The 24,313-nt window shown below is 64.8% G+C and carries 26 protein-coding genes; 16 read left to right on the plus strand and 10 right to left on the minus strand.

Translation table 11 applies throughout. From position 1 onward, the window contains the following. Positions 1-71 precede the first annotated feature (71 nt). The 7 genes from AC3A4H_RS14865 (at position 72) to AC3A4H_RS14895 (ending at position 6,609) form a co-directional block, all read left to right on the plus strand. Complete coding sequence (locus tag AC3A4H_RS14865) at positions 72-1,082, plus strand: MBL fold metallo-hydrolase (RefSeq protein WP_487767372.1); 1,011 nt, start codon at positions 72-74, stop codon at positions 1,080-1,082. Positions 1,083-1,161: 79 nt separating this feature from the next. After that, positions 1,162-1,680: a Dps family protein gene (locus tag AC3A4H_RS14870; protein WP_487767373.1), complete on the plus strand. Its 519-nt coding sequence runs from the start codon at positions 1,162-1,164 to the stop codon at positions 1,678-1,680. Positions 1,681-1,757: 77 nt separating this feature from the next. Next, positions 1,758-2,639, plus strand: a complete 882-nt coding sequence (dapF, locus tag AC3A4H_RS14875) for a diaminopimelate epimerase (protein WP_487767374.1) — start codon at positions 1,758-1,760, stop codon at positions 2,637-2,639. Next, positions 2,639-3,922, plus strand: a complete 1,284-nt coding sequence (gene mtaB, locus AC3A4H_RS14880; protein WP_487767375.1) for a tRNA (N(6)-L-threonylcarbamoyladenosine(37)-C(2))-methylthiotransferase MtaB — start codon at positions 2,639-2,641, stop codon at positions 3,920-3,922. Before dapF ends, mtaB begins: the two co-directional genes overlap by 1 nt. A gap of 12 nt (positions 3,923-3,934) precedes the next feature. Next, on the plus strand, positions 3,935-5,548 hold the full coding sequence (ftsY, locus tag AC3A4H_RS14885; RefSeq protein ID WP_487767376.1) for a signal recognition particle-docking protein FtsY: 1,614 nt from the start codon (positions 3,935-3,937) through the stop codon (positions 5,546-5,548). 33 nt (positions 5,549-5,581) lie between these two features. Continuing rightward, positions 5,582-6,229, plus strand: a complete 648-nt coding sequence (locus tag AC3A4H_RS14890; RefSeq protein ID WP_348778681.1) for a septation protein A — start codon at positions 5,582-5,584, stop codon at positions 6,227-6,229. A gap of 212 nt (positions 6,230-6,441) precedes the next feature. After that, the gene (locus tag AC3A4H_RS14895; RefSeq protein WP_348778682.1) at positions 6,442-6,609 is read left to right on the plus strand and encodes a hypothetical protein; all 168 of its coding nucleotides are present in this window, start codon (positions 6,442-6,444) and stop codon (positions 6,607-6,609) included. Between the two features lie 34 nt (positions 6,610-6,643). Here AC3A4H_RS14895 and AC3A4H_RS14900 read toward each other — a convergent pair whose 3' ends face one another. From AC3A4H_RS14900 to ccmA, 4 genes are all read right to left on the minus strand, one after another. Next, positions 6,644-7,225 carry a DsbE family thiol:disulfide interchange protein gene (locus AC3A4H_RS14900; RefSeq protein WP_487767377.1) on the minus strand — a complete coding sequence of 194 codons (582 nt, stop codon included), beginning with the start codon at positions 7,223-7,225 and terminating at the stop codon, positions 6,644-6,646. Beyond that, positions 7,222-7,392, minus strand: a complete 171-nt coding sequence (ccmD, locus tag AC3A4H_RS14905) for a heme exporter protein CcmD (RefSeq protein ID WP_487767378.1) — start codon at positions 7,390-7,392, stop codon at positions 7,222-7,224. Before ccmD ends, AC3A4H_RS14900 begins: the two co-directional genes overlap by 4 nt. Before the next feature lie 152 nt (positions 7,393-7,544). Next, entirely contained in the window at positions 7,545-8,210 is a 666-nt protein-coding gene (gene ccmB / locus AC3A4H_RS14910; RefSeq protein ID WP_487767379.1) for a heme exporter protein CcmB, read from the minus strand. Beyond that, a complete protein-coding gene (gene ccmA, locus AC3A4H_RS14915; protein ID WP_487767380.1) occupies positions 8,210-8,815 on the minus strand; it encodes a heme ABC exporter ATP-binding protein CcmA in 606 nt (201 codons plus the stop codon). Before ccmA ends, ccmB begins: the two co-directional genes overlap by 1 nt. A gap of 285 nt (positions 8,816-9,100) precedes the next feature. Between ccmA and acnA the strand changes: the two genes are divergently transcribed. The 3 genes from acnA (at position 9,101) to AC3A4H_RS14930 (ending at position 13,572) form a co-directional block, all read left to right on the plus strand. Continuing rightward, positions 9,101-11,791 carry an aconitate hydratase AcnA gene (gene acnA / locus AC3A4H_RS14920; RefSeq protein ID WP_487767381.1) on the plus strand — a complete coding sequence of 897 codons (2,691 nt, stop codon included), beginning with the start codon at positions 9,101-9,103 and terminating at the stop codon, positions 11,789-11,791. Between the two features lie 193 nt (positions 11,792-11,984). After that, the gene (locus AC3A4H_RS14925) at positions 11,985-12,752 is read left to right on the plus strand and encodes a DUF1223 domain-containing protein (protein ID WP_487767382.1); all 768 of its coding nucleotides are present in this window, start codon (positions 11,985-11,987) and stop codon (positions 12,750-12,752) included. A gap of 430 nt (positions 12,753-13,182) precedes the next feature. After that, positions 13,183-13,572 (plus strand): DUF2794 domain-containing protein, encoded by a 390-nt coding sequence (locus AC3A4H_RS14930; RefSeq protein ID WP_487767601.1) that lies wholly within the window; start codon positions 13,183-13,185, stop codon positions 13,570-13,572. A gap of 25 nt (positions 13,573-13,597) precedes the next feature. Here AC3A4H_RS14930 and AC3A4H_RS14935 read toward each other — a convergent pair whose 3' ends face one another. The 4 genes from AC3A4H_RS14935 to AC3A4H_RS14950 form a co-directional block, all read right to left on the minus strand. Further along, complete coding sequence (locus AC3A4H_RS14935) at positions 13,598-14,167, minus strand: N-acetyltransferase family protein (RefSeq protein WP_487767383.1); 570 nt, start codon at positions 14,165-14,167, stop codon at positions 13,598-13,600. A 106-nt stretch (positions 14,168-14,273) separates the two neighbouring features. Beyond that, the gene (locus AC3A4H_RS14940; protein WP_348778689.1) at positions 14,274-15,053 is read right to left on the minus strand and encodes a Bax inhibitor-1/YccA family protein; all 780 of its coding nucleotides are present in this window, start codon (positions 15,051-15,053) and stop codon (positions 14,274-14,276) included. A 229-nt stretch (positions 15,054-15,282) separates the two neighbouring features. Next, entirely contained in the window at positions 15,283-17,832 is a 2,550-nt protein-coding gene (locus AC3A4H_RS14945; RefSeq protein ID WP_487767384.1) for an ABC transporter permease, read from the minus strand. Between the two features lie 8 nt (positions 17,833-17,840). Further along, entirely contained in the window at positions 17,841-18,542 is a 702-nt protein-coding gene (locus AC3A4H_RS14950) for an ABC transporter ATP-binding protein (RefSeq protein WP_487767385.1), read from the minus strand. 62 nt (positions 18,543-18,604) lie between these two features. On the opposite strand from AC3A4H_RS14950, the gene AC3A4H_RS14955 reads away from it, so the two are divergent. Next, on the plus strand, positions 18,605-19,249 hold the full coding sequence (locus AC3A4H_RS14955; protein ID WP_487767386.1) for an arylesterase: 645 nt from the start codon (positions 18,605-18,607) through the stop codon (positions 19,247-19,249). Positions 19,250-19,353: 104 nt separating this feature from the next. Beyond that, positions 19,354-19,947, plus strand: a complete 594-nt coding sequence (thpR, locus tag AC3A4H_RS14960; protein ID WP_487767387.1) for an RNA 2',3'-cyclic phosphodiesterase — start codon at positions 19,354-19,356, stop codon at positions 19,945-19,947. Here thpR and AC3A4H_RS14965 read toward each other — a convergent pair. Beyond that, the gene (locus AC3A4H_RS14965; protein ID WP_487767388.1) at positions 19,854-20,369 is read right to left on the minus strand and encodes a low molecular weight protein-tyrosine-phosphatase; all 516 of its coding nucleotides are present in this window, start codon (positions 20,367-20,369) and stop codon (positions 19,854-19,856) included. The genes thpR and AC3A4H_RS14965 overlap by 94 nt on opposite strands. 151 nt (positions 20,370-20,520) lie before the next feature. On the opposite strand from AC3A4H_RS14965, the gene AC3A4H_RS14970 reads away from it, so the two are divergent. The 4 genes from AC3A4H_RS14970 to AC3A4H_RS14985 all read left to right on the plus strand — a co-directional run bounded on the left by AC3A4H_RS14970 (position 20,521) and on the right by AC3A4H_RS14985 (position 23,607). Beyond that, the gene (locus AC3A4H_RS14970; protein ID WP_487767389.1) at positions 20,521-20,871 is read left to right on the plus strand and encodes a YkvA family protein; all 351 of its coding nucleotides are present in this window, start codon (positions 20,521-20,523) and stop codon (positions 20,869-20,871) included. A 296-nt stretch (positions 20,872-21,167) separates the two neighbouring features. Beyond that, positions 21,168-21,671, plus strand: coding sequence for an invasion associated locus B family protein (locus tag AC3A4H_RS14975; RefSeq protein WP_348778697.1), 504 nt, complete (start codon positions 21,168-21,170; stop codon positions 21,669-21,671). A gap of 218 nt (positions 21,672-21,889) precedes the next feature. Next, positions 21,890-23,122, plus strand: coding sequence for a dual-specificity RNA methyltransferase RlmN (rlmN, locus tag AC3A4H_RS14980; protein ID WP_348778698.1), 1,233 nt, complete (start codon positions 21,890-21,892; stop codon positions 23,120-23,122). Continuing rightward, positions 23,119-23,607, plus strand: a complete 489-nt coding sequence (locus AC3A4H_RS14985) for a hypothetical protein (protein WP_487767390.1) — start codon at positions 23,119-23,121, stop codon at positions 23,605-23,607. Before rlmN ends, AC3A4H_RS14985 begins: the two co-directional genes overlap by 4 nt. Here AC3A4H_RS14985 and AC3A4H_RS14990 read toward each other — a convergent pair. After that, positions 23,604-24,245, minus strand: a complete 642-nt coding sequence (locus AC3A4H_RS14990; protein ID WP_487767391.1) for a LysE family translocator — start codon at positions 24,243-24,245, stop codon at positions 23,604-23,606. The two genes, AC3A4H_RS14985 and AC3A4H_RS14990, sit on opposite strands and share 4 nt — an antisense overlap. Positions 24,246-24,313 lie beyond the last annotated feature (68 nt).

A 24,313-nucleotide genomic window follows, 5' to 3' on the forward strand; every position in this document is an offset into this window, starting at 1 on the left:
CGCCATCCTTATCTTTGGCAGCGAACCGAAAACGGGCGCAGTGCCCGCGCGAATGGCGATCGATCCAGACGATGGCGAAGAAGCAGAAAGCCGCCAATCCTTACTACCAGGGCCCCGCGAGCGACCATTTCGACGGCCGTTGCTTCTTCAATCCCGGCGGCAAGGCGCCGGCCAGCTATTCGGCCCTGCTGAAATGGCAGCTTGGCACACCCCGCCCCAAATGGCCGGCCAGGTGGCCGAGCCCCTTCCCGCCGGCAAGGCCCGCGCCACGAATTGACGGCGGCGGCCTGCGCATCACCATGGTTGGCCACGCCTCGCTGCTGATCCAGACGGCAGGCCTCAACATCCTCACCGACCCGGTGTGGTCGGCGCGGGTGTCGCCACTGCGCTTTGCCGGGCCGAAGCGCGTCAGCCAGCCGGGCATAGCGTTCAGCGACCTGCCGCCGATCGACATCGTACTGGTCAGCCACAATCATTATGACCATCTGGACCTGGCCACCCTGAGGCGCCTGCATTCCGCGCACGATCCGCTGGTCATCACCCCGCTCGGCAATGACACGATCATCCGCCGCCGCGTGCCGGACGTCCGGATCGTGACCGGCGACTGGGGCGACAGGTTCGAGTTAGACGGCGCGGCCATCCACGTGGAACCCGCCCATCACTGGTCGGCGCGTGGAACGAAGGACCGGCGCATGGCACTGTGGTCCGGCTTCGTCGTCGAGACCACGGCTGGCAAGATCTATTTCGCCGGCGACACCGGCTTTCACGATGGCGCGCACTACCGGAGAATAGCCGAAGAGCACGGCAGGCTGCGCCTGGCCATCCTGCCGATCGGCGCCTATGAGCCGCGCTGGTTCATGGCGCCGCACCACCAGAACCCCGACGAGGCGGTGCGTGCGATGCTGCTGTGCAACGCCGCCTTCGCCGCCGGCTGCCACTGGGGCACGTTCCACCTGACCAACGAGCCGATCGAGGAGCCCCGCACGAGACTGCAGGAAGCGCTGGAGACCCATGACGTCTCGGGCGAGACCTTTCGCGCCATGCTGGCTGGCGAGGTTTGGGACATTCCTCCGGCTGCTTGAAGGGAGCGTCCCACAGGGAACGGAGTTGCCGGGTCTGCATTTCTGGATGGCAACGCACTTTTCAAAGGGAGCTTCCACCATGCCGGACACCGCCACTGCCAAAAGCCGCCGCAAAGCCCCGCTCACCACGCCCACCAGCCTGGGCGACAATGCCCGCCGCGACATTACCGGCGCGCTCAACGCGCTCCTGGCTGACGTCTTTGCCCTTTACCTGAAGACCAAGAATTTCCACTGGCATGTCAGCGGGCCTCATTTCCGCGACTATCACCTGCTGCTGGACGAGCATTCGGAACAGATCTTCGAAATGACCGACGAACTGGCCGAACGCGCCCGCAAGCTGGGCGGCACCACGCTGCGCTCGATCGGCCATATTGCTCGCCTGCAGCGCATCGAGGACAACGACGCCGACTTCGTGTCGCCGCAGGACATGCTTGGCGAACTGCGCGAGGACAACGAGGCATTGATCGCCAGCATGCGCAGCACCCACGATCTTTGCAGCGAGGAAAACGACGTCGCCACCACGAGCCTGCTGGAAACCTTCATCGATGAGGCCGAGCGCCGCGCCTGGTTCCTGTTCGAGGCGAGCCGCAAGGCATAGGCCAGCCAGCCAGGCCGCGGCCTCGCAAAGCCCTTCTGCACTGGTAATCCGCCGTGGTTTCCGCCATATAGGCCGCAATGGAAAGCGCAGCACCCTTCGCCAAGATGAACGGACTCGGCAACGAAATCATCGTTGCCGACATGCGCGGCCGTGCCGACCATGTGACCCCGGCGGCGGCCGTCGCCCTCAATGCTGACCCGGCGACCAGGTTTGACCAGATCATGGCCATTCATGACCCGCGCACGCGGGGCACCATGAATTACATCGAGATCGTCAATTCCGACGGCAGCCGGGCGCAGGCCTGCGGCAATGGTACAAGGTGCGTGGTGCAGGCGCTGGCAGCCGAGACCGGGCAGAAGGTCTTCACCTTCGAGACGGTCGCCGGCATCCTGAATGCCGAGGAGCATGAAGACGGGCTGATCTCGGTCGACATGGGCAAGCCGCGCTTCGGCTGGCAGGACATTCCGCTTGCCGAGGAATTCCGCGACACCCGCATGATCGAGCTGCAGATCGGGCCGATCGATGCGCCGGTGTTGCATTCGCCCTCCGTCGCCTCGATGGGCAACCCGCACGCCATCTTCTGGGTCGACGGCGACGTCTGGTCCTACGAACTGGAACGCTTCGGCCCCCTGCTCGAAAACCACCCGATCTTCCCCGAGCGCGCCAACATCTCCATTGCCCAGGTCACCGCGCGCGACGCGATTTCGCTGCGCACCTGGGAGCGCGGCGCCGGCCTGACGCGCGCCTGCGGTTCGGCCGCCTGCGCGGCAGCCGTCTGCGGTGTGCGCACGCGGCGCACCGACCGCAAGGTCACCGTCACCGTTCCCGGCGGCCCGCTGGTGATCGAATGGCGCGACGACGACCACGTCGTCATGACCGGCCCGGCCGAGTGGGAATTCTCTGGCACCTTCGACCCCGCCACGGGTGCGTGGCGGCGCGACCAGCAGGACGTCGCCTGATGGCTATCGACATCGTCACCTTTGGCTGCCGGCTCAACACCTATGAGTCGGAAGTGATGCGCCGCGAGGCGGAAGCCGCCGGGCTGGGCGCGCTGAAGAATGGCGCCGTCATCTTCAACACCTGCGCCGTCACGGCCGAGGCCGTGCGCCAGGCCAAGCAGTCGATCCGCAAGGCGCGGCGCGAAAATCCCGATGCGCGCATCATCGTCACCGGCTGCGCCGCCCAGACCGATCCCGACGCCTTCGCCGCCATGGGCGAGGTCGACCTCGTGCTCGGCAACGAAGAGAAGCTGAAGGCGCACAATTACCGCGCGCTGCCCGATTTCGGCGTCAACGACACCGAGAAGGCGCGCGTCAACGACATCTTTTCCGTGCGCGAGACGGCATCCCACATGGTCGACGCCATCGAGGGCCGGGCGCGCGCTTTCGTTCAGGTGCAGAACGGTTGCGACCATCGCTGCACCTTCTGCATCATCCCTTACGGGCGCGGCAACTCGCGCTCGGTGCCGATGGGCGCGGTGGTGGATCAGATCAAGCGGCTCACCGGCAACGGCTATGCCGAGGTGGTGCTGACCGGCGTCGACATGACCAGTTTCGGCGCCGACCTGCCGGGCGCGCCCAAGCTCGGCAAGCTGGTGAAGACGATCCTGCGCCAAGTGCCCGAGGTGCAGCGGCTGCGGCTCTCTTCCATCGATTCCATCGAGGCCGATGACGACCTCATGGAGGCGATCGCCACCGAGAAGCGGCTGATGCCGCATCTGCACCTGTCGCTGCAAGCGGGCGACGACATGATCCTGAAGCGCATGAAGCGGCGCCATCTACGCGACGACTCCATCCGTTTCTGCGAGGAGGTGCGGCGGCTGCGCCCCGACATCGTCTTCGGCGCCGACATGATCGCCGGCTTCCCGACCGAGACCGAGGCGATGTTCGAGAACTCGCTGAGGATCGTGGAGGAATGCGGACTGACCCATCTGCACGTATTTCCGTTCAGCCCGCGCGAGGGCACGCCCGCCGCGCGCATGCCGCAGGTTGACGGCCGCGCCATCAAGGAGCGCGCCGCAAGGCTGCGCGCCGCCGGCGAGGCGGCCTATCAGCGGCATCTGGAAAGGCTTGTCGGCACCAGCCAGTCTATCTTGGTCGAGCGCGACGGGCTTGGCCGCACCGAAGGGTTCACGCTGGCGGCGATCGATGGCGGAGCGCCTGGCAGCATCGTCGCCGCCACAATCACCGGCCATGACGGCGCCCGGCTGATTGCCGCGCCCGCCGCAATGGCCGCGGCCTAAAGAAGACACGACATGGCATTCGGCTTCATCAAGAAAGTCTTTTCCTTCGGCAAGAAGCCGGGTGAGGGAGCTGCGCCGGAGGCGGAAGCTCCGATAACAGAAGCTTTGGAGCAGCTGACGCACGAAACCGAGGCGCCGGTTGAAAAGGCCCCCTCAGAAGAGGCGGTGCCTGGACCGCAGGAGCCCGCGCCGACCCCGCAGCCGGACGAGCCGGCTCCCGCCCCCACGCCTGCCGAACCCGAGCCGGCGCCGGTCGTGCCGGAGCCCGCCCCGGCCGAAATTCCCGAACCGCCCCTGGAGGTGCCGACGCAACCGGCGGAACAGCCCGGGACATCGCCCGTCGAGATTCCCGGATGGGTGTTGCGGCAGCCCGAGCCGGTTTCCAAATTCATCGAGGTTTCCGCCGAGCCTCGCATACCGCTGCAGGAACCAGCTGGCGAACTGCCGTCTGCCGAGATCTTGCCACCGCTGCGCCAGCCGTCGCCGGTGGAGATCGATCCGCTGCGCGACGAGGTCGCCCCTGAGATCGCGGCGATCGAGCCTCCCGTGTCCCAGGTGGAAGCCGTGCAGCTGCATGCGGCCGCAGCTCTTGCCGAAGCGCCGAAATCCCCGGCTTCCGGCGCGGCCGCTCTCCCCGCCGGCAAGGTCACTGTTGCCAGGAAGGTCGAAGAAAAGGCACAGCCGGCCGCGCCCGCAGCGCCCGAGCCCAGGTCCAGCTGGTTCCAGCGGCTCAGGCAGGGGCTTTCGCGCTCCTCGAAGGAACTTTCCAGCAGCATCGCCGGCGTCTTCACCAAGCGCAAGCTGGACGAGGACACGCTTGAGGAGCTGGAGGAGGTGCTGATCCGCGCCGACCTCGGCATGGAAACAGCCATCCGCATCACCGACGCGCTCTCGTCCAGCCGCTACGGCAAGGACGTCTCCGACACCGAAGTGCGCACCATCATGGCCGAGCAGGTCGAGAAGGTGCTGAAGCCGGTCGCAATGCCGCTCGAACTCGACCTGTCGCACAAGCCGCATGTCATCCTGGTGGTGGGCGTCAACGGCACCGGCAAGACCACCACCATCGGCAAGTTGGCCGCCAAGCTGACCGAAGGCGGCCTCTCGGTGATGCTGGCCGCCGGCGACACTTTTCGCGCAGCGGCCATCGAACAGCTGAAGATCTGGGGCGAGCGTACCGGCTCGCCGGTCGTTTCCTCCAAGCTCGGCGCCGATGCCGCCGGCCTCGCCTACGACGCCTTCGAGAAGGCCAAGGCGGCCGGCTCAGACGTGCTGATCATCGACACCGCCGGCCGGCTCCAGAACAAGGCCGAGCTGATGGCGGAACTGGAGAAGATCGTGCGCGTGCTTGGCAAGCTCGATCCGGAAGCCCCGCACACGGTGCTGCAGACGGTCGACGCCACCACCGGCCAGAACGCGCTGAACCAGGTCGAGATCTTCCGCAATATCGCTGGCGTCAACGGGCTGGTGATGACCAAGCTCGACGGCACGGCGCGCGGCGGCATTCTGGTCGCCATCGCCGCCAAGCACCGCCTGCCGGTCTATTTCATCGGCGTCGGCGAGCAGGTGGACGACCTCGAACCATTTTCCGCAGGCGATTTCGCAAAAGCGATCGCTGGAGTAGCCTAGACCGGACCCCCGCCGGGGATCTGAAAGGAAACCATGACCGAACCCGTCTTCGAACGCGACCCGTCCGACCCGAAGAAGAAGGAAGTCAACCCGCTGCTGAAGCTCGCACTCGAGCTCGGGCCGCTGCTGGTGTTCTTCTTCGCCAATGCGCGCGGCGCCTGGCTGGTGGAAAAATTCCCGGTGCTCGGCGATTTCGGCGGCCCGATCTTCGTCGCCACCGGCCTGTTCATGATCGCCACCGCCCTGGCGCTCGCCGTGTCCTGGGCGCTGATGCGCACTCTGCCGATCATGCCGCTGGTGTCGGGCATCGTCGTCTTCGTCTTCGGCGCGCTGACGCTTTGGCTGCAGGATGACATCTTCATCAAGATGAAGCCCACAATCGTCAACACGCTGTTCGGCGTCACGCTTCTGGGCGGGCTGCTGTTCGGCAAGTCGCTGCTGGGCTATATTTTCGACAGCGCCTTCCGCCTCGATGAGGAAGGCTGGAGGCTGCTTACCCTGCGCTGGGGCTTCTTCTTCCTGTTCCTGGCGGTTGCCAACGAGGTGGTGTGGCGGAATTTTTCGACCGACGCCTGGGTGGCCTTCAAGGTCTGGGGCATCATGCCCATCACACTCCTGTTCACCTTCAGCCAGATGCCGCTGATCATGCGGCACTCGCTGGACGAGCAGTTCAAGAAGTAGACCGACACTTCCAGCACTTTTGCCAAAGCGCGCCCGCGATAAGCCTCGTGGGCGCGTTGTTGTTTGGACTTCGTTAACCGGAGTTGCAGGCCGTGCAATGCTGCATTGCAGCAACGCATGTTGCATTGCAGCATGATCGCGGCGATCATCGGCCCCGTGAGAGAGGAGCCGAACCGCCGCCGGAAAGCGGCGGCCCAGAAGGAGAACCCGCCATGATCTTTTCGAATGTCATCGCCCAGGCCAAGAACCGCATCGCCAAGCGCCGCCGCTACAACGCACTTGTTGCCGAGATCCAGAGCCTGACCCCGCGCGATCTCTCCGACATGAACGGCAACCGCAGCGAGATGCTCTATCAGGCCTATCGCGAAATCTACGGCTAAGGCGAGGGGCCTGGCCGCCCCTTGTGCGGATCGGTCAGGATGTCGGCGCGGCCAACGCCTTTTCGATTTCGGGCATCAGCAGCCTCTGGACGGATTGCGGCGTGACCGGCCCGACATGCTTGAACAGAACCTTGCCGTCACGGCCGATGACGAAGGTTTCGGGCACACCGTAGACGCCCCAGTCGATTGCCGCACGGCCGGCCGCATCGACGCCGACAGCCTTGTAGGGATTGCCGAGATCGCCGAGGAAACGGCGCGCATTGTCGGGCTTGTCCTTGTAGTTCAGCCCAACGAGGTCGAAGCGGTTGTCCTGCGAGAGCGCCATCAGCACAGGGTGCTCCTCGCGGCAGGGCGCGCACCAGGAAGCGAACACGTTCACCAGCGTGACCTTGCCGACGAAGGCCGAGGTATCGAGGCCCGGCAGCGAAATGCCTTCCAGCGGCGGCAGTTTGGTTTCAGGGGCCATATGGCCGATCAGCGCCGAGGGCACCGCGGAGATATCGCGGCCGGAAAGAAGCTGGCTCAGGAACACGCCGGCCAATCCGAGAAACACCAGCAGCGGCAGCAGCACCAGCAGCCGCCGGCGCGGCCTTGCCGGTTCGCCCTGGGCGCTCATTTCGACGCTCCCTTGCGGTCGGAGCGGCGGCGGGCGCCGCTTGCTTCCAGCTCGGCCATCTCGCGTCGCCGGGCGCGCTGGTCGGCAAGAATCCACGCCACCAGCCCGACGATCGCCAGCACCGAAATGCCATAGGCAGCCGTGACATAAAGCGCATGGGCGCTCATCGGGGCCTCCTGCCGCGCACCAATGCGCGGCTTCCACCGCGCTGCGCGCTATGAGAACATGCTTTGCTCATGGCCGTTACATAGCCGCGACGATGCGGCTCCGCAATCGAATCACCTGCGACGAATTCGGGTTGACCGGTTCGTGATCCCCCTCAGTCTGCGCTCGATCGCAGGGCAAGCGCCGCAGCCGCCGGGCCGATGACGGCCAGAAAGAGGGTCAGCGCGCAAAGGATGAGGAAAGGCTGTAGGAAAGGGTTCGGGTGGTTCACCGCGCCATAGCTGGCCGAGACGCCAAAGATCAGCACCGGGATCACCAGGGGCAGCACCAGCACTGAAACCAGCAGGCCGCCGCGCGGCAGCGCCACTGCGACGGCCGCGCCCGCCGCCCCGATGAAGGTGATGGCCGGCGTGCCGACCAGCAGCGTCAGCGCGGCCGCCCCGATGCCCAGCGGCTCCATGTTCATGAACAGTCCGAGCAGCGGGGCAGCCACCACCAGCGGCAGCACGCTTGCGGTCCAATGGGCCAGGCATTTGACGAAGACGGTAAAGGCCAGCAGATGCCGGTCGTGGTTGAGGAGGAGAAGGTCGAGCGAGCCGTCCTCCCGGTCGGCCTGGAACAGCCGGTCGAGCCCAAGCAGCGAGGCCAGCAACGCGCCGACCCACAGAATCGCCGGGCCGATGCGCGCCAGCAGGTTGAGGTCGGGGCCGACGCCGAAGGGGATGGTGGCGATGACGGCAAGGAAGAACAGCACGCCGGTCAGCGCACCGCCGCCGGCACGGACGCCGAGCCTGACATCGCGGAGGTAGAGTGCGAACATCAGCGTCCCCCCATCCTGAGTTCCTGCACGCCTTCCAGCCCTAGCGGCAGGTGTGTCGCGGCCACGATGATCCCGCCTCCAAGAAGATGCGTGCGCATCAATCCGGAAAACTGCGCCTCCGAACGCTTGTCCAGCCCCGAAGTCGGCTCGTCGAGCAGCCACACCGGGCGATGGCTGACCAGAAGCTTGGCGATGGAAACGCGCCGTCTCTGCCCGGTGGAGAGATAGCCGAAGGGCAGGTGGCCGATCGTTTCCAGCTCCACCATCTCCAGCGCCTCGATGACGGAAAGGTGCGGCCGCCCGAAAAAGGCCTGCCAGAAGGCGAGGTTTTCGGACACCGAAAGTGCTGTCTTCATCGCGTTCTCGGGCCCGAGATAGTGGCACGCAGACGAAACGGACGGGAAATCCTCGCCACCGTCCTCGAGCGCCAAATGCCCGGCGGCGAGCGGCAGAAGCCCGGCCACGATACGCAGCAGCGTCGACTTGCCGGCGCCGTTCGGGCCGGTGACGACGAGGCCGCCACCCTCGCCCAGCGTGAAGCCGAGGCCGGAAAAGACCGCTTCGCCGCCGCGCCGCCCCTCGATATTTTCGGCGATCAGCCGCATCGGTTCCTCATGCTTCCTGATGGCCCCCGCGGCCGATGTGCATTGCAGCAAATTTGCCTTTATCGCTCTAGAACTATTCTAGAAAATTCTCTATATGCCAGCCAACCATGCCAGCGGTCGGCGTGGTATTAGAATTAGCGCCGAGCCAGCTGCCCTGCCGCCTTCAAACGGCCGGAACGCTCGGGAGCGGACAGCGGAAATGGCCGTACCCGCACCTTTGCGCGTGATTTGCATGCCACAGGAGTCCGTTCCCGCTCAGGCAGAACGACCAGGATGGGATCGCAAATGTCCAAATCTCTCGACAGCTTCAATTGCCGCAGGACGCTTCAGGCGGGCGGGGCGGAATATGTCTATTACAGCCTGCCCGAGGCCGAAAAGAACGGCCTGGCTGGCATTTCCAAGCTTCCCTATTCGATGAAGGTGCTTCTCGAGAATCTTCTTCGCAACGAGGACGGACGATCCGTCACCAAGGAAAGCATCCAGGCGGTTGCCAGCTGGCTGACCGATAAGGGCACCGCCGGCGTCGAGATCGCCTATCGCCCGGCCCGCGTGCTGATGCAGGACTTCACCGGCGTTCCGGCCGTGGTCGACCTCGCCGCGATGCGCGACGGCATCAAGAACCTCGGCGGCGACCCCGAGAAGATCAACCCGCTCGTGCCCGTCGATCTGGTCATCGACCACTCCGTCATCGTCGACGAGTTCGGCACGCCGCGCGCCTTCGCCCGCAACGTCGAGCTCGAATATGAGCGCAACGAAGAGCGCTACAAGTTCCTGAAGTGGGGCCAGCAGGCGTTCCGCAACTTCCGCGTGGTGCCGCCCGGCACCGGCATCTGCCACCAGGTGAACCTCGAATATCTCGCCCAGACGGTATGGACCAACACCGAGGACGGCGTGACCACGGCCTATCCGGACACCTGCGTGGGCACTGATTCGCACACCACCATGGTCAACGGCCTCGGCGTCCTCGGCTGGGGCGTGGGCGGCATCGAGGCTGAAGCCGCCATGCTCGGCCAGCCGGTTTCCATGCTGCTGCCGGAGGTGATCGGCTTCCGCCTCACGGGCAAACTCAAGGAAGGCGTCACCGCCACCGACCTGGTGCTGACCGTCACCCAGATGCTGCGCAAGAAGGGCGTGGTGGGGAAGTTCGTCGAGTTCTTCGGTCCCGGCCTCTCCAACATGACGCTGGCCGACCGCGCAACCATCGGCAACATGGCCCCCGAATATGGCGCGACCTGCGGCTTCTTCCCGGTCGATACGGAAACCGTGCGCTATCTCACCATGTCCGGCCGCGCCGAAGACCGCATCGCGCTGGTCGAGGCCTATTCCCAGGCCCAGGGCATGTGGCGCGACACCTCTTCGGCTGACCCGGTCTTCACCGACACGCTCGAGCTCGACCTTGGCGAGGTGGTGCCCTCCATGGCCGGCCCGAAGCGCCCCGAGGGCCGCGCCGCGCTGGAGACCATCCCGGCCGGCTTCACCATGGCGATGGAGACTGAGTACAAGAAGACGTCCGAGATCGCCAAGCGCTATGCAGTGGAAGGCACGGACCACGATCTCGGCCACGGCGACGTGGTGATTGCAGCGATCACCTCCTGCACCAACACCTCGAACCCCAGCGTGCTGATCGGCGCGGGTCTTCTCGCCCGCAACGCCAACCGCCTCGGCCTCAAGCAGAAGCCGTGGGTCAAGACTTCGCTCGCTCCCGGATCGCAGGTCGTTGCCGAATACCTGGAAAAGTCGGGCCTGCAGAAGGAGCTCGATCAGATTGGCTTCAACCTCGTCGGCTTCGGCTGCACCACCTGCATCGGCAACTCCGGCCCGCTGCCGGCGCCGATCTCCAAGACCATCAACGACAAGGGCCTGATCGCGGCGGCCGTGCTTTCCGGCAACCGCAACTTCGAAGGCCGTGTGTCGCCCGACGTGCAGGCCAACTATCTCGCCTCGCCGCCGCTGGTGGTCGCCTATGCGCTCGCCGGCACCGTGACCAGGGACCTCACCACCGAGCCGATCGGCGAGGACAAGGACGGAAACCCGGTGTTCCTGAAGGACATCTGGCCTTCGACCCAGGAGATCGAGGAGTTCATCGCCAGGAACGTCACGCGTGAGCTGTTTGCCCGCAAATATGCCGACGTGTTCAAGGGCGACGAGAACTGGCAGAAGGTGCAGGCGCCCTCCGGCCAGACCTACACCTGGGACGATGCCTCGACCTATGTGCAGAACCCGCCCTATTTCGCGGGCATGGGGCTGAAGCCCGGCGCGATCAGCGACATCAAGGGTGCCCGCGTGCTCGGCCTGTTCGGCGACAAGATCACCACCGACCACATCTCGCCGGCCGGTTCGATCAAGGCGGCCTCGCCGGCCGGCAAGTACCTCACCGACAACGGCGTGGCCGTTGCCGACTTCAACCAGTACGGCACGCGCCGCGGCAACCATGAAGTGATGATGCGCGGCACCTTCGCCAACATCCGTATCCGCAACCACATGCTGGGCGAGAACGGCCGCGAAGGCGGCTACACCATCCACTATCCGTCCAAGGAAGAGATGCCGATCTACGACGCGGCCATGCAGTATCGCCAGGAAGGCGTGCCGCTGGTCATCTTCGCCGGCATCGAATACGGCAACGGCTCCTCGCGCGACTGGGCGGCCAAGGGCACCAACCTGCTCGGCGTGCGGGCGGTGATCGCCCAGTCCTTCGAGCGCATCCACCGCTCGAACCTGGTCGGCATGGGTGTCATTCCCTTCGTGTTCGAGGAAGGCACCTCCTGGGCCACCCTCGGCCTCAAGGGCGACGAGACAGTGACGATCGATGGCCTGGAGAACATCCGCCCGCGCCAGAAGATGATCGCCAAGGTCACCTTCGCGGATGGCGCCGTGAAGGAAGTGCCGATCCTGTGCCGCATCGATACGGTCGACGAGCTCGACTACTTCAAGAACGGCGGCATCCTGCAATACGTTCTGCGCGACCTGGCGGCCTGACGCCGGAACGCAACCACAACATCGAAACCGCCGGTGCCAGCACCGGCGGTTTTTCTTTGGGCTGCCGAAAGTGACCGCGGTAATCCCTGACACATGTCACCGCAACGTGACTTCACGTTTGCGCCGCCATCTGGCTATTCTTCCGGCGGAGGAAGGGCAGGCAACCTGCCACACGCTGTCTTTTGGAACGGTCATGACAATTGGTTACGTATTTCGGGTGGCACTTGTGCTGCTGGCGCTGCCCCTGTTGGGCGAGGAGGCCACGGCGGGCGAAAGCGCGCGGCCGCGAGGCGTCATCGAACTGTTCACCAGCCAGGGCTGCGCAACCTGCCCCCCGGCCGACAAGATCTTCGAAAAATTCGCCAACGCCAGCGATCTTGTCGCGATAGCCTATCATGTCGACTATTGGGATTATCTCGGCTGGCGCGACACGCTGAGCAATTCGGAAAGCACCGATCGCCAATATTCCTATATGCGCGCCTTCGGCGCCCGCTCGGTCTACACGCCGCAGGCCGTTATCAATGGGCGCGTGCATGTGAATGGGGGCAAGCGCAGCGAAATCGACGCGGCATTTCGGCAACTGAACAGCTCGGGCGAGGGGCTTAGCGTGGACGTCAGCGTTCGCCACCACGGCGACAGCCTGATAATCAACGCCGGCCCGGCGCAGGGAATCGCCCCCAAGGCCTATGTGATGCTGGTCTTTTTCGCGCCGCCACAGGCGGTGCGCATGAAGGAAGGCGAGAACGAAGGCAGGGTCATCACCTACTGGAACTCCGTGACCAATGTGCAGGCCGCCGGGGTCTGGCGCGGCGAGGCGACCACCTACGAGGTGCCAGCCAGGAACATTCCCGAAAGTGGCGGTTGCGCGGTACTGCTGCAGGCCGTCGGCAAGGACGGAGTGCCTGGCCCTGTTCTCGGCGCCGCATCCTATCGCAAGCTCGAGGCCCAGCCCCGGGGATAGGCCGCTGCAAAAAACCGGCACCCATAAAACGCAGGCGCCGGCTGGAGTTTAGGGGATCGTCGTACCCGGGGTTCAAGGAAGAGAACCGAGGTTGGTTCGATCCGACGCTGGCCCGTGGGCGGGGGGCTTGGGGTTTACAGGCCGGTGCCGGACCGAACCGTCTCAGGCAACGTTGATAAGTTTGTCCGACAATGGGGCGCGAACGCGGGTAAAAAACGGCGGAATTATGGCGCTGAATCACCATTGAAAACACGCTGTACCCGTTCGTGAGCGCCGGCTTCGGCGGGGCAGCATGCCGAAGGCTGCGGCGCCAGGCTTTATCTACCGAAATGCCTGCCGAAGCGGCGCACTTTAGCCGGCTGCGGGCTTGCAATTGCTGCGCGAAAGCGCAACCTTGGTCGTTGCCAAACTGTCATGGGAAGCGCGCCGGATGTCGAAACGCGGAACCGCAGGGGAGGGTGGGGAAGAAATAGGAATATTGATTCCCTTTCCCGAGGCACGGCGCGAAACGCGCGCCCAGAGCGTTTCATTCGAAAGACGCGAGCTCGACCAGATCCTCAGGGTTTACGGCCGCATGGTCGCCGCCAACGAATGGCGCGACTATGCGATCGACCATCTGGACGATCGCGCCGTGTTCTCGGTGTTCCGCCGGACCAGCGAGACGCCCCTGTACCAGATCGTGAAGGACCCGCAGCTTGCGCGCAAGCAAGGGGCGTTCAGCGTGGTCGCCGCCGGCGGTCTCGTCGTCAAGCGCGGGCACGAACTGGCCCGCGTCCTCGGCGTGTTCGACAAGAAGCTCCGGGTAATCCAACAGGCCTGAGCAGGCCGAGCTGCGGGCGGCTGGCTCAGCCCTGCGGCGGCCCCATGCGGGCGGGCAGCGAAGCCGGATCGGGCGAAACGGAAGAACCGCCGTTCAGCGCAAGCTGCATGAACACCGTGTCCAGCCAGCGGCCGTGCTTGTAGCCCGACCCTTCCAGCAGGCCCGAGTGGCGGAAGCCAAGCCTCTCGTGCAGCCGCACCGAGGCACTCTCCGGCGAGCCATCGCCGATGACCGCGACGACTTGGCGGAAGCCCAGTGCTTCCGTCTCGGCCACGAGACGCTCCAGCAGCAGGCTTCCTATCCCCTGTCCCTTCGCCTCGGGGGCGACATAGATCGAATCCTCGACGATGAAACGATAGGCCGGGCGCTGCCGGAACGGTCCGGCATAGGCAAAGCCAAGGATCGCCCCGTCGCGCACCGCCACCAGATAGGGATAGCCGGGATCGCGAAGTGCTGCGAAGCGCAGTTCCATCTCCTCGCGCGACGGCGGCTCCAGCTCGTAGCTGGCCGTGCCGTGCAAGACCGCGTCGGCATAGATTGCGGTGATGGCATCGAGATCGTCTTCCTCTGCCGACCGGATTTCAATACTGCTCATTTTTTAGGCACCATGACATTGATGCCCGATTTTAAGCGGCAAGCCGGCCAAAAGAAAAGGGCGGCCTTTTGGGCCGCCCCGATCTTGTTTTTGAACCAGCCGCCTCTTATTCGCGGTTGCCGAGGAACTGCAGCAGGAAGGTGAACAGGTTGATGAAGTCGAGGTAGAGCCTCAGCGCGCCCATGATGGCCTTGCGGCCGGCGACCAGCACATCGTCGCCCTCGAAATACATCTCCTTGATGCTCTGCGTGTCGTAGGCGGTCAGGCCGGCAAACACCAGCACGCCGATGCCCGAGATGGCGAACTGCAGCGCCGAGGACTGCAGGAACAGGTTGACCAGCATGGCGATGATGAGGCCGAACAGGCCCATCACCATGAAGGTGCCCATGGCGCTCAGGTCGCGGCGTGTCGTGTAGCCCCACAGCGACAGCGCGCCGAATGCGGCGGCGGTGATGAAGAAGGTCTGGACGATGCTCTGCGCCGTGAAGACCAGGAAGATCGACGACAGCGACAGGCCCATCAGGGCCGAAAACACCCAGAACGCCGTCTGCGCGCCCGAAACCGTCATGGTCTGGATGCGCGCGCTCAGGAAGAACACCATGCCGAGCGGCGCCAGCATGACCAGCCACTTCAGCGGCGAGCCATAGAGCGCCACGCCGGCGCTGGTCAGCATCTTGCCGTTGGCCAACGTCGCCACGGCCGTTGCCGGGTCATTCGTCGTTGTCATCATCATCGTAGCCAGGGCGGCTACGCCGGTGATTGCGAGGCCAAGCGCCATAAGGTTGTAGACCTTGAGCATATAGGCGCGCAGGCCCTCGTCGATGACACCGGCGGTGCGGACGCCCGCTGGCGCTGCCCGTGTCTGATAGTTGCGAAGGTCAGCCATTGATTTCCTCTGTTGCTTCTGCCCCGTCCGGTGTCGGGTTCTCACGAGCCCAGGCGCCGCTGGCGGGACTCCAGCATGCCTGCTGGCAAATATGATGATTCTTTTGGGCGAGAACAAGACCCGTTACAGCACGCAATGCAACGTGATTGTCCTGAAAAGCTTTGGAAAATGGTTTCATGAACCATGATTTAATGTGCGCCGGGCCGCAGCACCGCCACTCGTTTCTCGGTTAGAGATTGCGCAGCACCGGGGCGGCCTTGTGGCCAAGCACGTGCCAGGTTCCCAGCAATCCCATCCCGACGGTGACCGCAAGCGCGATCAAAAGCGTGGCCACCGCGACCTCGGGCTGGAAGGAAGAAGGCAGCTTCATGATCCGTGCGACAACAAACCACGCCGCAACGCCGCCCGCCGCGAGCGCGAAAACAGCAGTCGCAAGCCCGATCAGCATATATTCGAGCGAGAAGGCGGCAATCAGCGTACGGCGTGTGGCGCCGAGCGTCTTCAGCACCACCGCGTCGTGGATACGGGCGCGGTTGCCGGCGGCAAGCGCCCCCGCCAGCACCAGCACCGAAGCGATCAGCGCCACGCTGGCGGCGACCCGTATCGCGGTGCCGAGCTGGCCGACGAGATGATTGACCACCTCCAGCGCGTCCTTGACGCGAACGCTGGTGACGGCCGGAAAAGCGCGGGTGACGGCGTTGAGGATGCGTGCCTCCTCGCCGACATCCGTATCCTTGGTGGTCAGCGTCGCCAGCCAGGAATGCGGCGCGCCTGCGAATGTATTGGGCGAGAACACCATCACGAAGTTGATGCCCATCGATTCCCACTTCACCTCGCGGAAGTTGGCGATTTTGGCCGTGACGTTGCGGCCGAGCACATTCACCGTCACCGTATCGCCCAGCTTGAGGCCGAGTTCGCCTGCCTCCTGCGCGGCGAAGGAGACCAGCGGTTCGCCCTGATAGTCCTGCGGCCACCAGGTGCCGGCCGAGAGCGTCGAGTTTTCGGGAAGGTTCTTCGTGTAGCTGAGGCCGCGGTCGCCGCGCAGCACCCAGGCGCCGGCCGGGGGCACCTGCAGCTTCTGCACGTCGACGCCGTTCAACGCCATGACGCGGCCGCGCAGCATGGGCACCCGCACGAGCTTTCCGTCGGGCGCCTCCTTGCCAAGCAGCGCGGCGAAGGCGTCGACCTCGCTTGGCTGGATGTCGACAAAGAAGAAATTGGGTGCCTCCTTCGGCAGGCTGCCCGCGATCTGGCGGCGCAGGTCGCCGTCGATTAGCGCCAGCGTCACCAGCAGCGTCAGGCCGAGCCCGAGCGACAGCACCACTGACGGGGTCAAAGCGCCTGGGCGGTGGATGTTGCCGATTGCCAGGCGAAGTGCTGTCGAGCGCACGCGCGGGCTTCTGCGGGCGATCCACTGCACAGCCATGCCGACGCCGTGCAGCACCACGAAGGCGAACACCATCGCGCCGAGGAAGATCGCGGCGATGCGCCGATCGCCGGAAAACCAGATCGCGAGAGCGGCCAGCAACGCAGCCAGCGACAAGGCCGCCGCAACATAGGGCAGGCGGGGCAGGCCGCCGCTGCCAAAGCCCATCTCGCGAAAAAGCGCCGTTGCCGGCACACCGCGCGCATGCCCAAGCGGGAGCAGCGCAAAGGCCAGCGTCACCAGGAAGCCGAACAAGGCGGCAATCGCCAGCGCGCCGGGATAGAGGCCCCCTTCGGCCGGCACCGGAATGACCGAGGACAGCGCTGCGTTCGCCGCCAGCGGCATCAACGCGCCGATCACCAGGCCGACGACGATGCCGATCGACGCGATCATCAGGATCTGCACCAGATAGACCGCGAAGACGAAGCCGCCGGAGGCTCCGAGGCTCTTGAATGTGGCAATCACGCCGCGCTTGCCATCCAGATAGGCCCGAACGGCATTGGCAACGCCGACGCCCCCGACCACCAGCGCGGTGAGCCCGACCAGCGTGAGGAACTGCGAGAAGCGCTCGATGTTGGTCGAAAGCGCCGGTGCGGCGTTGGTGCGCGTGCGGATGCTCCAGCCGGCCTGCGGAAATTCATCGCCAGCCTGCTGGCGGATGTCGGCAATCCGTGCCTCGCTGCTGCCAGCGGGCAGGCGCAGCTTGTAGGCATATTCGACCAGGCTGCCGGGCTGTACCAGGCCGGATGCCCGCATGCCCTCGATTGAAACCATCAGCCGCGGCGCAAAGCCAAAACCTTCCGAGATCGCGTCCGGCTCGCTGGCGATCTTGGCACGAAGCTGGAAGGTGGCGGTTCCAAGCCTGATGCGGTCGCCGGGTTTCAGGCCCAGGCGCTCGAACAGCAGGTCGGATGCAATGGCGCCGAACGCCCCATCCCTTTCAGCGAAAAGCTCGTCGCGCGGTAGCGCCGGATCGGTCTTCAGCGCACCGAACAGCGGGTAGGCGCCATCCACTGCCTTCACCTCGGCCAGGGACTGGTCCGAGCCGTTCTCAAGCCGCGCCATGGAGCGCATGTTGATGCTTTCCGAAACTGTGCCCAGCCCGCGCAGAAAGCCGGCCTCCTCGGCACTCGCCTCGCGCTGGTTGAGTTGAAAGCGCATGTCGCCGCCCAGAAGCACCTGGCCCTGGTTGGCGACGCCCGCAGTGATCGAGCGCGCCACAGAATTGACGCCGCCTATGGCCGCAACGCCGAGCGTGATGCAGGTGAGGAAGATCAGGAAGCCGGAGAGCCCGCCGCGCATCTCGCGCAGCGAAAACCGGATCGCCAGCCGAAGGGTTTGCGAAAGCGGCATCGGGCGCCTCAAGCCGAAACGACGGCAAGCGACGGCTCGGCGGCCTCGATGCGGCCCGAGCGCATGGCCACCTGCCGGGTGCAGCGCGCTGCGAGCGCGGGATCATGCGTGACAAGCACCAGCGTCATGCCGCGCTCCCTGGCCTTGGCGAACAAGAGGTCGGCAATCTGCCGGCCGGTCGCCTGGTCGAGGTTTCCGGTGGGTTCGTCGGCGATCAGGATGCGCGGCTCGGGCGCCAGTGCGCGCGCAATGGCGACGCGCTGCTGCTCGCCACCCGACAATTCGCCGGGGTAGTGGGTGACACGATCGGACAGCCCAACGGCGGCAAGCTCGCGTTCGGCCACCGCAAAGGCGTCGCGCCGGCCCGCCAGTTCCAGCGGCACGGCGACGTTCTCCAGCGCCGTCATATTGGGGATCAGGTGAAAGGACTGGAAGACGATGCCGACATTGCGGCCGCGAAACGCCGCGACCTGGTCCTCGCTCTTGCCGTTCAGAACCTCGCCGGCAATTCGTACCGTCCCCGAATCGACCCGCTCAAGGCCGGCCAAAACCATCAGCAGCGTCGACTTGCCCGAGCCGGACGGCCCGACGATGCCCGTTGCCTCGCCGGCCGCCACGCTCAGGCTGACACCCTTCAGTACGTGTACCGAGGAGGCGCCGCTGCCCAGCGTCAGCGAAACATCCTTCAAGTCGATGACGGCTTCTGTCACGGCTATCCGATCCTATATGGAGTAGGGCAATGCAGGATTTTTCATCATATGGGTTTTGCGGCATGGCATTCAAACATTTGATTTTCGCGCTCTTTGCCGCATGCCTGGCTCTCTTCCCGGCGCAAGCACCGGCCCGCGCCGAGCCGTTCCAGATCGTCGGCTTCGGCGACAGCCTGATGGTTGGCTACGGCCTCGACCCCGGCGACAGCTTTCCCGAAAAGCTCCAGGCAGCGCTACGCAAGAATGGTCACGATGTGGTGATCGCCAATGCCGGCGTTTCGGGCGACACCTCCAGCGGCGGCCTGTCGCGCCTCGACTGGTCGGTTCCGGACGGCACGCACCTCGTCATCCTCGAGCTCGGCGCCAACGACATGCTGCGCGGCATCTCTCCCGACATCACCGAAAAGAACCTCGACGCCATGCTGCAGCGCCTGAAGGCGCGGAACATTCCGGTGCTGCTTGCCGGCATGCGCGCCGCACCCAATCTCGGCAGCGACTACGCCGCGGCCTTCGATGCGATCTATCCGCGGCTTGCGGAAAAGTACGATGTTCCGCTCTATCCGTTTTTCCTCGACGGCGTGGCGGCCGACCAGACCGCCCTGCTGGAGGACGGAATGCACCCAAATGCCGCCGGCATCGACCGCATGGTGGAGCGCATTCTGCCGGTGGTGGAAAGCGCGATCGCTGCCCATGCGAAGGAGTCGTGACGCGGCGCTCGCCGTCACTTGAACGGAAATGAGCAACAAACGGCTTGCCCCCGGCGGTGATCGATGATTCGCTAGGGGCAAGAACTCGATTCGGGGAGGCTGAGATGCCGCGATTGTTCACCGCCCTCGAAATCCCGCGTGACGCAGCGCTTTCCCTCTCCCTGCTGCGCGGAGGCCTTCCGGGAGCCCGCTGGATCGACGTCGAGAATTACCATCTGACGCTCCGCTTCTTCGGCGACATCGAGGGCCATGTGGCCGACGAGATCGCCAATGCGCTGGACCGGGTGCGGCGCCCCACCTTCCATCTCGAACTTTCCGGCGTCGGCGCCTTCGGCTCCAGAAAGCCGCATGCCGTGTGGGCCGGCGTTTCGCCCTCGCCCGAGCTTCACGCGCTCCAAGGCGAGATCGAGCGCATCTGCCAGCGCCTCGGCCTTTCGGCCGATGCTCGCAAGTTCATGCCGCATGTCACCCTGGCCCGGTTGAAAAATCCCAATACCCAGGACGTGGCGAAGTATCTGTCGGAACGCGGCAATTTCTCCGCGGCGCCCTTCAAGGTCGGCCGCTTCGTTCTGATGTCCTCGCGCGACTCGGTCGGCGGCGGACCCTATGTCGTGGAAGAAGCCTGGCCTTTGACCGGCAGGGAGTCTCGCTCCAGCCTGTCGGCGAGCGCTTCCGAAGCCGCGCGGATCATGCGGTAGAGGTCAAAGAAGCCGTCAGGGCCGCCGTAATAGGGGTCTGGAACATCGTGCGGCCGGCCTGAGGCAAAGTCGAGGAAGAGGTGGATCTTCCGACGGTACTCGACAGGCGCGACGCGGCGCATGTCCTCGACATTCGAACGGTCCATGCCGAGGATCAGATCGAAGCTTGCGAAATCTTCCGACGTCACCTTGCGGGCGCGCTGGCCCGAAATGTCGAGACCATGATGGGCGGCAACCGCGATGGAGCGCGGGTCCGGGCTTGACCCTGCATGCCAGCCCCCGGTGCCGGCCGAATCGAGCAGGAACGGTTCTTCCGAGCCGCGCTCGGCCAGGACGTCACGAAAAACCCCTTCTGCCAGCGGCGACCGGCAAATATTGCCGAGGCAGACAAAGAGGATCGAAAGCGGAAGTCTCGCGGTCATGGTGGCCTGCGGGGTCGATGGAACCAGCCCTCCCATAACACGGAAGTGGAAAAGGCCGATAGCATCGGGACCTTGCCCCGCTGCGGCTGCCGCGTGCAAAACTTGCATGCGAAGGCAATACTTACCACATAGCGCGAACCGGAGGGTTCAGATGGCCAAAGCAAGATTCGACACCGGCGATCCTGCCAGCAACGAAAAGAGCGTTCGCGACGGGTTCTGGCGAACCGCCAGGAAGGCGGTGCGACACGTGCCGTTCATGGAAGAGGTGGTCGCGGCGTATTATTGCGCGATGGATGCGCAGACGCCGCTGCGAGCCAAGGCAATCCTGCTGGCCGCCCTGGCCTATTTCGTGCTGCCGGTCGACGCCATTCCCGACGTGATGGTGGGAATTGGTTTCACTGACGACATCGCGGTGCTGGCGGCGGCAATCGCGGCCGTTCGCTCCAACATCACCCCCGCCCACCGCCTTGCCGCCCAGGAATCGCTAGCGGCGCTCGACTGACAGTCGCTTCATCGCCGCGCTCGACCGGAAGCCTTTTTTCGCCAGATAGCGGCACTTCATCGCGGGGCAGGGGCAGTCAAATTCTTGCCGTTTTCGTCATCTTCAAACGTCCGCAGGGACGGCGCTTCCCCTCGCGGGGCCGCGCGAAAAGGCGGCGATACCATGGCGAAAACCAACCCTTGTCAGATATATTCACGCTTTGGTAACCCAGATTAAACCAAATTGAACTCTACCACGGGCGGCGCGACTCCTGCCTGCCCCCGCACATTACGCAAAGAACAGGGATCCAAAAAACAATGCGCCCATTCGTTGCTCTCGCTTCGAGCCTGTTTCTGATTGCCAGCGCCGCCCCCTCGCTGGCCCAGTCAGCCACCAAGATCGGCCAGCACAATGCATGGGGCACCTACAGCTATCAGGCCAACACCGGGAAGGTTTGCTATGTGCTGACGGTTCCGACCGACAAGCAGCCGGCCAATCTCGACCATGGCGACATTTTCTTCTTCGTCAGCCAGCGCCCCGGACAATCGGTTTCCTACGAGCCGCAGTTCATCGCCTCCTATGACCTGCAGGCCAATTCGAAGGTGACGGTCAGCGTCGGCGACAAGAACTTCACAATGTTCACGCGCGGCAAGTCGGCCTGGGTGGAAAACGCCGCCGAGGAGCCGCTGCTGATCGCCGCCATGAAGGGCGGCGCCGACATGAAGATTGCGGCCAAGTCCGGACGCGGCAACCCCACCACCTACACCTTCTCGCTGAAGGGCATTTCGGCGGCGCTGCAGTCGATCTCGGCCTGCAAGTAAGCCAGCTTGCACTTTTTCTTCGAAAGGCCGGGTCGTTGATCCGGCCTTTTTCTCAAGAGGGTTGAGGAGCATCGCTTGCCCACGCACTCGGAGACCTCTTGGAATTGGCGGCGGCCCGCCCCATCTCACAGGCCGTGACGCGGGCGCCAAGTCGTGCTATGTGCGCGCATTCGGAGCTTTGGAAGCATCCGCCTCAACCCCTGAAAAATTCCGGTACCATGGCTTTTTCGCTCGATCTCACCGCCGACAGCACCCGCAACGCATTGCGCCCCAGCGCCGCGCCGGAAAAGGCCTCGCTGATCGGCCTGACGCGCGCCGAGATGGCCGAGGCGCTGGTCGCCGCCGGCATCGTGCCGGAGCGCCAGGCCAAGATGCGCGTGCAGCAGCTGTGGCACTGGCTCTATGTGCGCGGCGTTTCCGACTTCGCGCATATGTTCAACATATCGAAGGATTTGCGCGCGGCATTGGCCGAGCACTTTTCCATCGCACGGCCGGAGATCGTGGAAGAGCAGATTTCCAATGACGGCACGCGCAAGTGGCTGTTCCGTTTCCCGCCGCGCGGTGCGGGCCGCCCGGTCGAGATCGAAACCGTTTACATCCCCGAGGAAGGCCGCGGAACGCTATGCATCTCGAGCCAGGTCGGCTGCACGCTTACCTGCTCGTTCTGCCACACCGGCACGCAGAAGCTGGTGCGCAACCTCACCTCAGAGGAAATTCTCGCGCAGCTTCTCTCCGCCCGCGACCGGCTGGGCGATTTCCCCGACCGCGATACACCCGCCGGCGCCATCGTGCCGAGCGAGGGCCGCAAGGTGTCCAACATCGTCATGATGGGCATGGGCGAGCCGCTCTACAATTTCGACGCGGTGAAGAAGGCGCTGCTGATCGCGTCCGACGGCGACGGCCTGGCGCTTTCGAAGCGCCGCATCACGCTGTCCACCTCCGGCGTCGTGCCGGAAATCTACCGCACCGGCGAGGAGATCGGCGTCATGCTGGCGATCTCGCTGCATGCCACCAACGACGACCTGCGCGACCTGCTGGTGCCGATCAACAAGAAGTTCCCGCTCAAGGAACTGATGGAAGCCTGCCGCAAATATCCCGGCCTCTCCAATGCGCGGCGCATCACCTTCGAATATGTGATGCTGAAGGACGTCAACGACAGCCTCGAAGACGCCAAGGCGCTGGTGAAGCTGCTCCGGGGCATTCCGGCCAAGATCAACCTGATCCCCTTCAACCCCTGGCCCGGCAGCAACTATCAGTGCTCGGACTGGGAGCAGATCGAGAAGTTCGCCGACTTCATCAACGCGGCCGGCTACGCCTCGCCGATCCGCACGCCGCGCGGCCGCGACATCCTCGCCGCCTGCGGCCAGTTGAAGTCGGAGTCGGAGCGTCTGAAGAAGTCCGAGCGCCTGGCGCTGGAAGCCATGATGATCGCGGGGCACGGCGAGGCGTGAACGGCGTCCTCGCCATCATCTTCCGGCTAGCGGTCGTCCTTCTCGGCTATATCGGCGCGGCGCTCGCTGCCAGCGCGTTCATCAACATCCTGGCGCTCGGTGCGCTTGGAGCGGAGCCGGGCGATCCCGTCGCCACCGCCTCGCTGGTGTTCATGATACCCTTGATGGCGCTGGTCATCGCCTATTTCGCCTTCTTCCCGTCGCTGCTGGTCGTCCTGCTCACCGAATTTCTCGGCAAGCGCGACTGGCTCGTCCATGCGCTCGGCGGCGGGGCGGTGGCGCTCAGCGTCGTCGGCTTCGCATTTGGTACCGGCACAGTCTGGCAGTCGGTGTCCGGCGATGGCCTCGAGCCCTACTGGCTGCCCCCGGACGACCCGCGCATGGCATTGCTGCTCATCGGCGCGGGCATGATTGGAGGCTTGGCCTACTGGCTGATCGCCGGCCGCACGGCCGGAGGCTGGCGGCAGGGTATGCGCTTGCCTTAGCGCGCCTGCGCCGTGAGCATCTTCAGCGCGAGAGCGGAAAACACGCCTGCGAACAGATAGTCGACGATGCGCGTCACCCGCGGGCTCTTCCTGAGCAGGCCGGCGAATTTGTCTGCGGCGACCACCATCGGCACGGCGAGCGGCAGCGACAGCACGATGAACAGCATGCCGAGGAAGAACAGCTTGCCCGGCGCATGCGGATCGTGGGCCGAGACGAACTGCGGCAGGAACGTCATGAAGAACAGCACGATCTTCGGATTGAGCAGGTTGATGCCGACGCCTGTCGCCCAGTTCTGGAACAGCGAGCGCGGCGCGCGCTTCACCGTCTCCGGTGAAAAGGCCGAGCCGTTCCGGAGAGCCTGCCAGGCGAGCCACACCAGATAGCCGGCGCCGACGATCTTGAGAGTCATGAAGGCCTGCGGCGCGGCCACGATGAGCGCCGAGAGGCCGACCGACACCAGCATGGTGTGAACGACGATGCCGGTGAAGGTGCCCAGCATGCAGGCAAAGCCCGCGCGGCGGCCCTCGGAAAGCGCCCGCCCGACAAACAGGGTCATGTCCGGGCCCGGCGTGATGGCGATGAGATAGGTGGCGACGGCGAATTGCAGGATGACGGCGACTTCGGGGATGAACGACATTTTGCGCGGGCCCGGCTGAGAAGGCGGCAAGTTAATCGAATCCACCCTGCTCGGCCAGCGGAAACCGG

It is taken from the genome of Pseudaminobacter sp. Soil_N_29, from assembly GCF_057656055.1.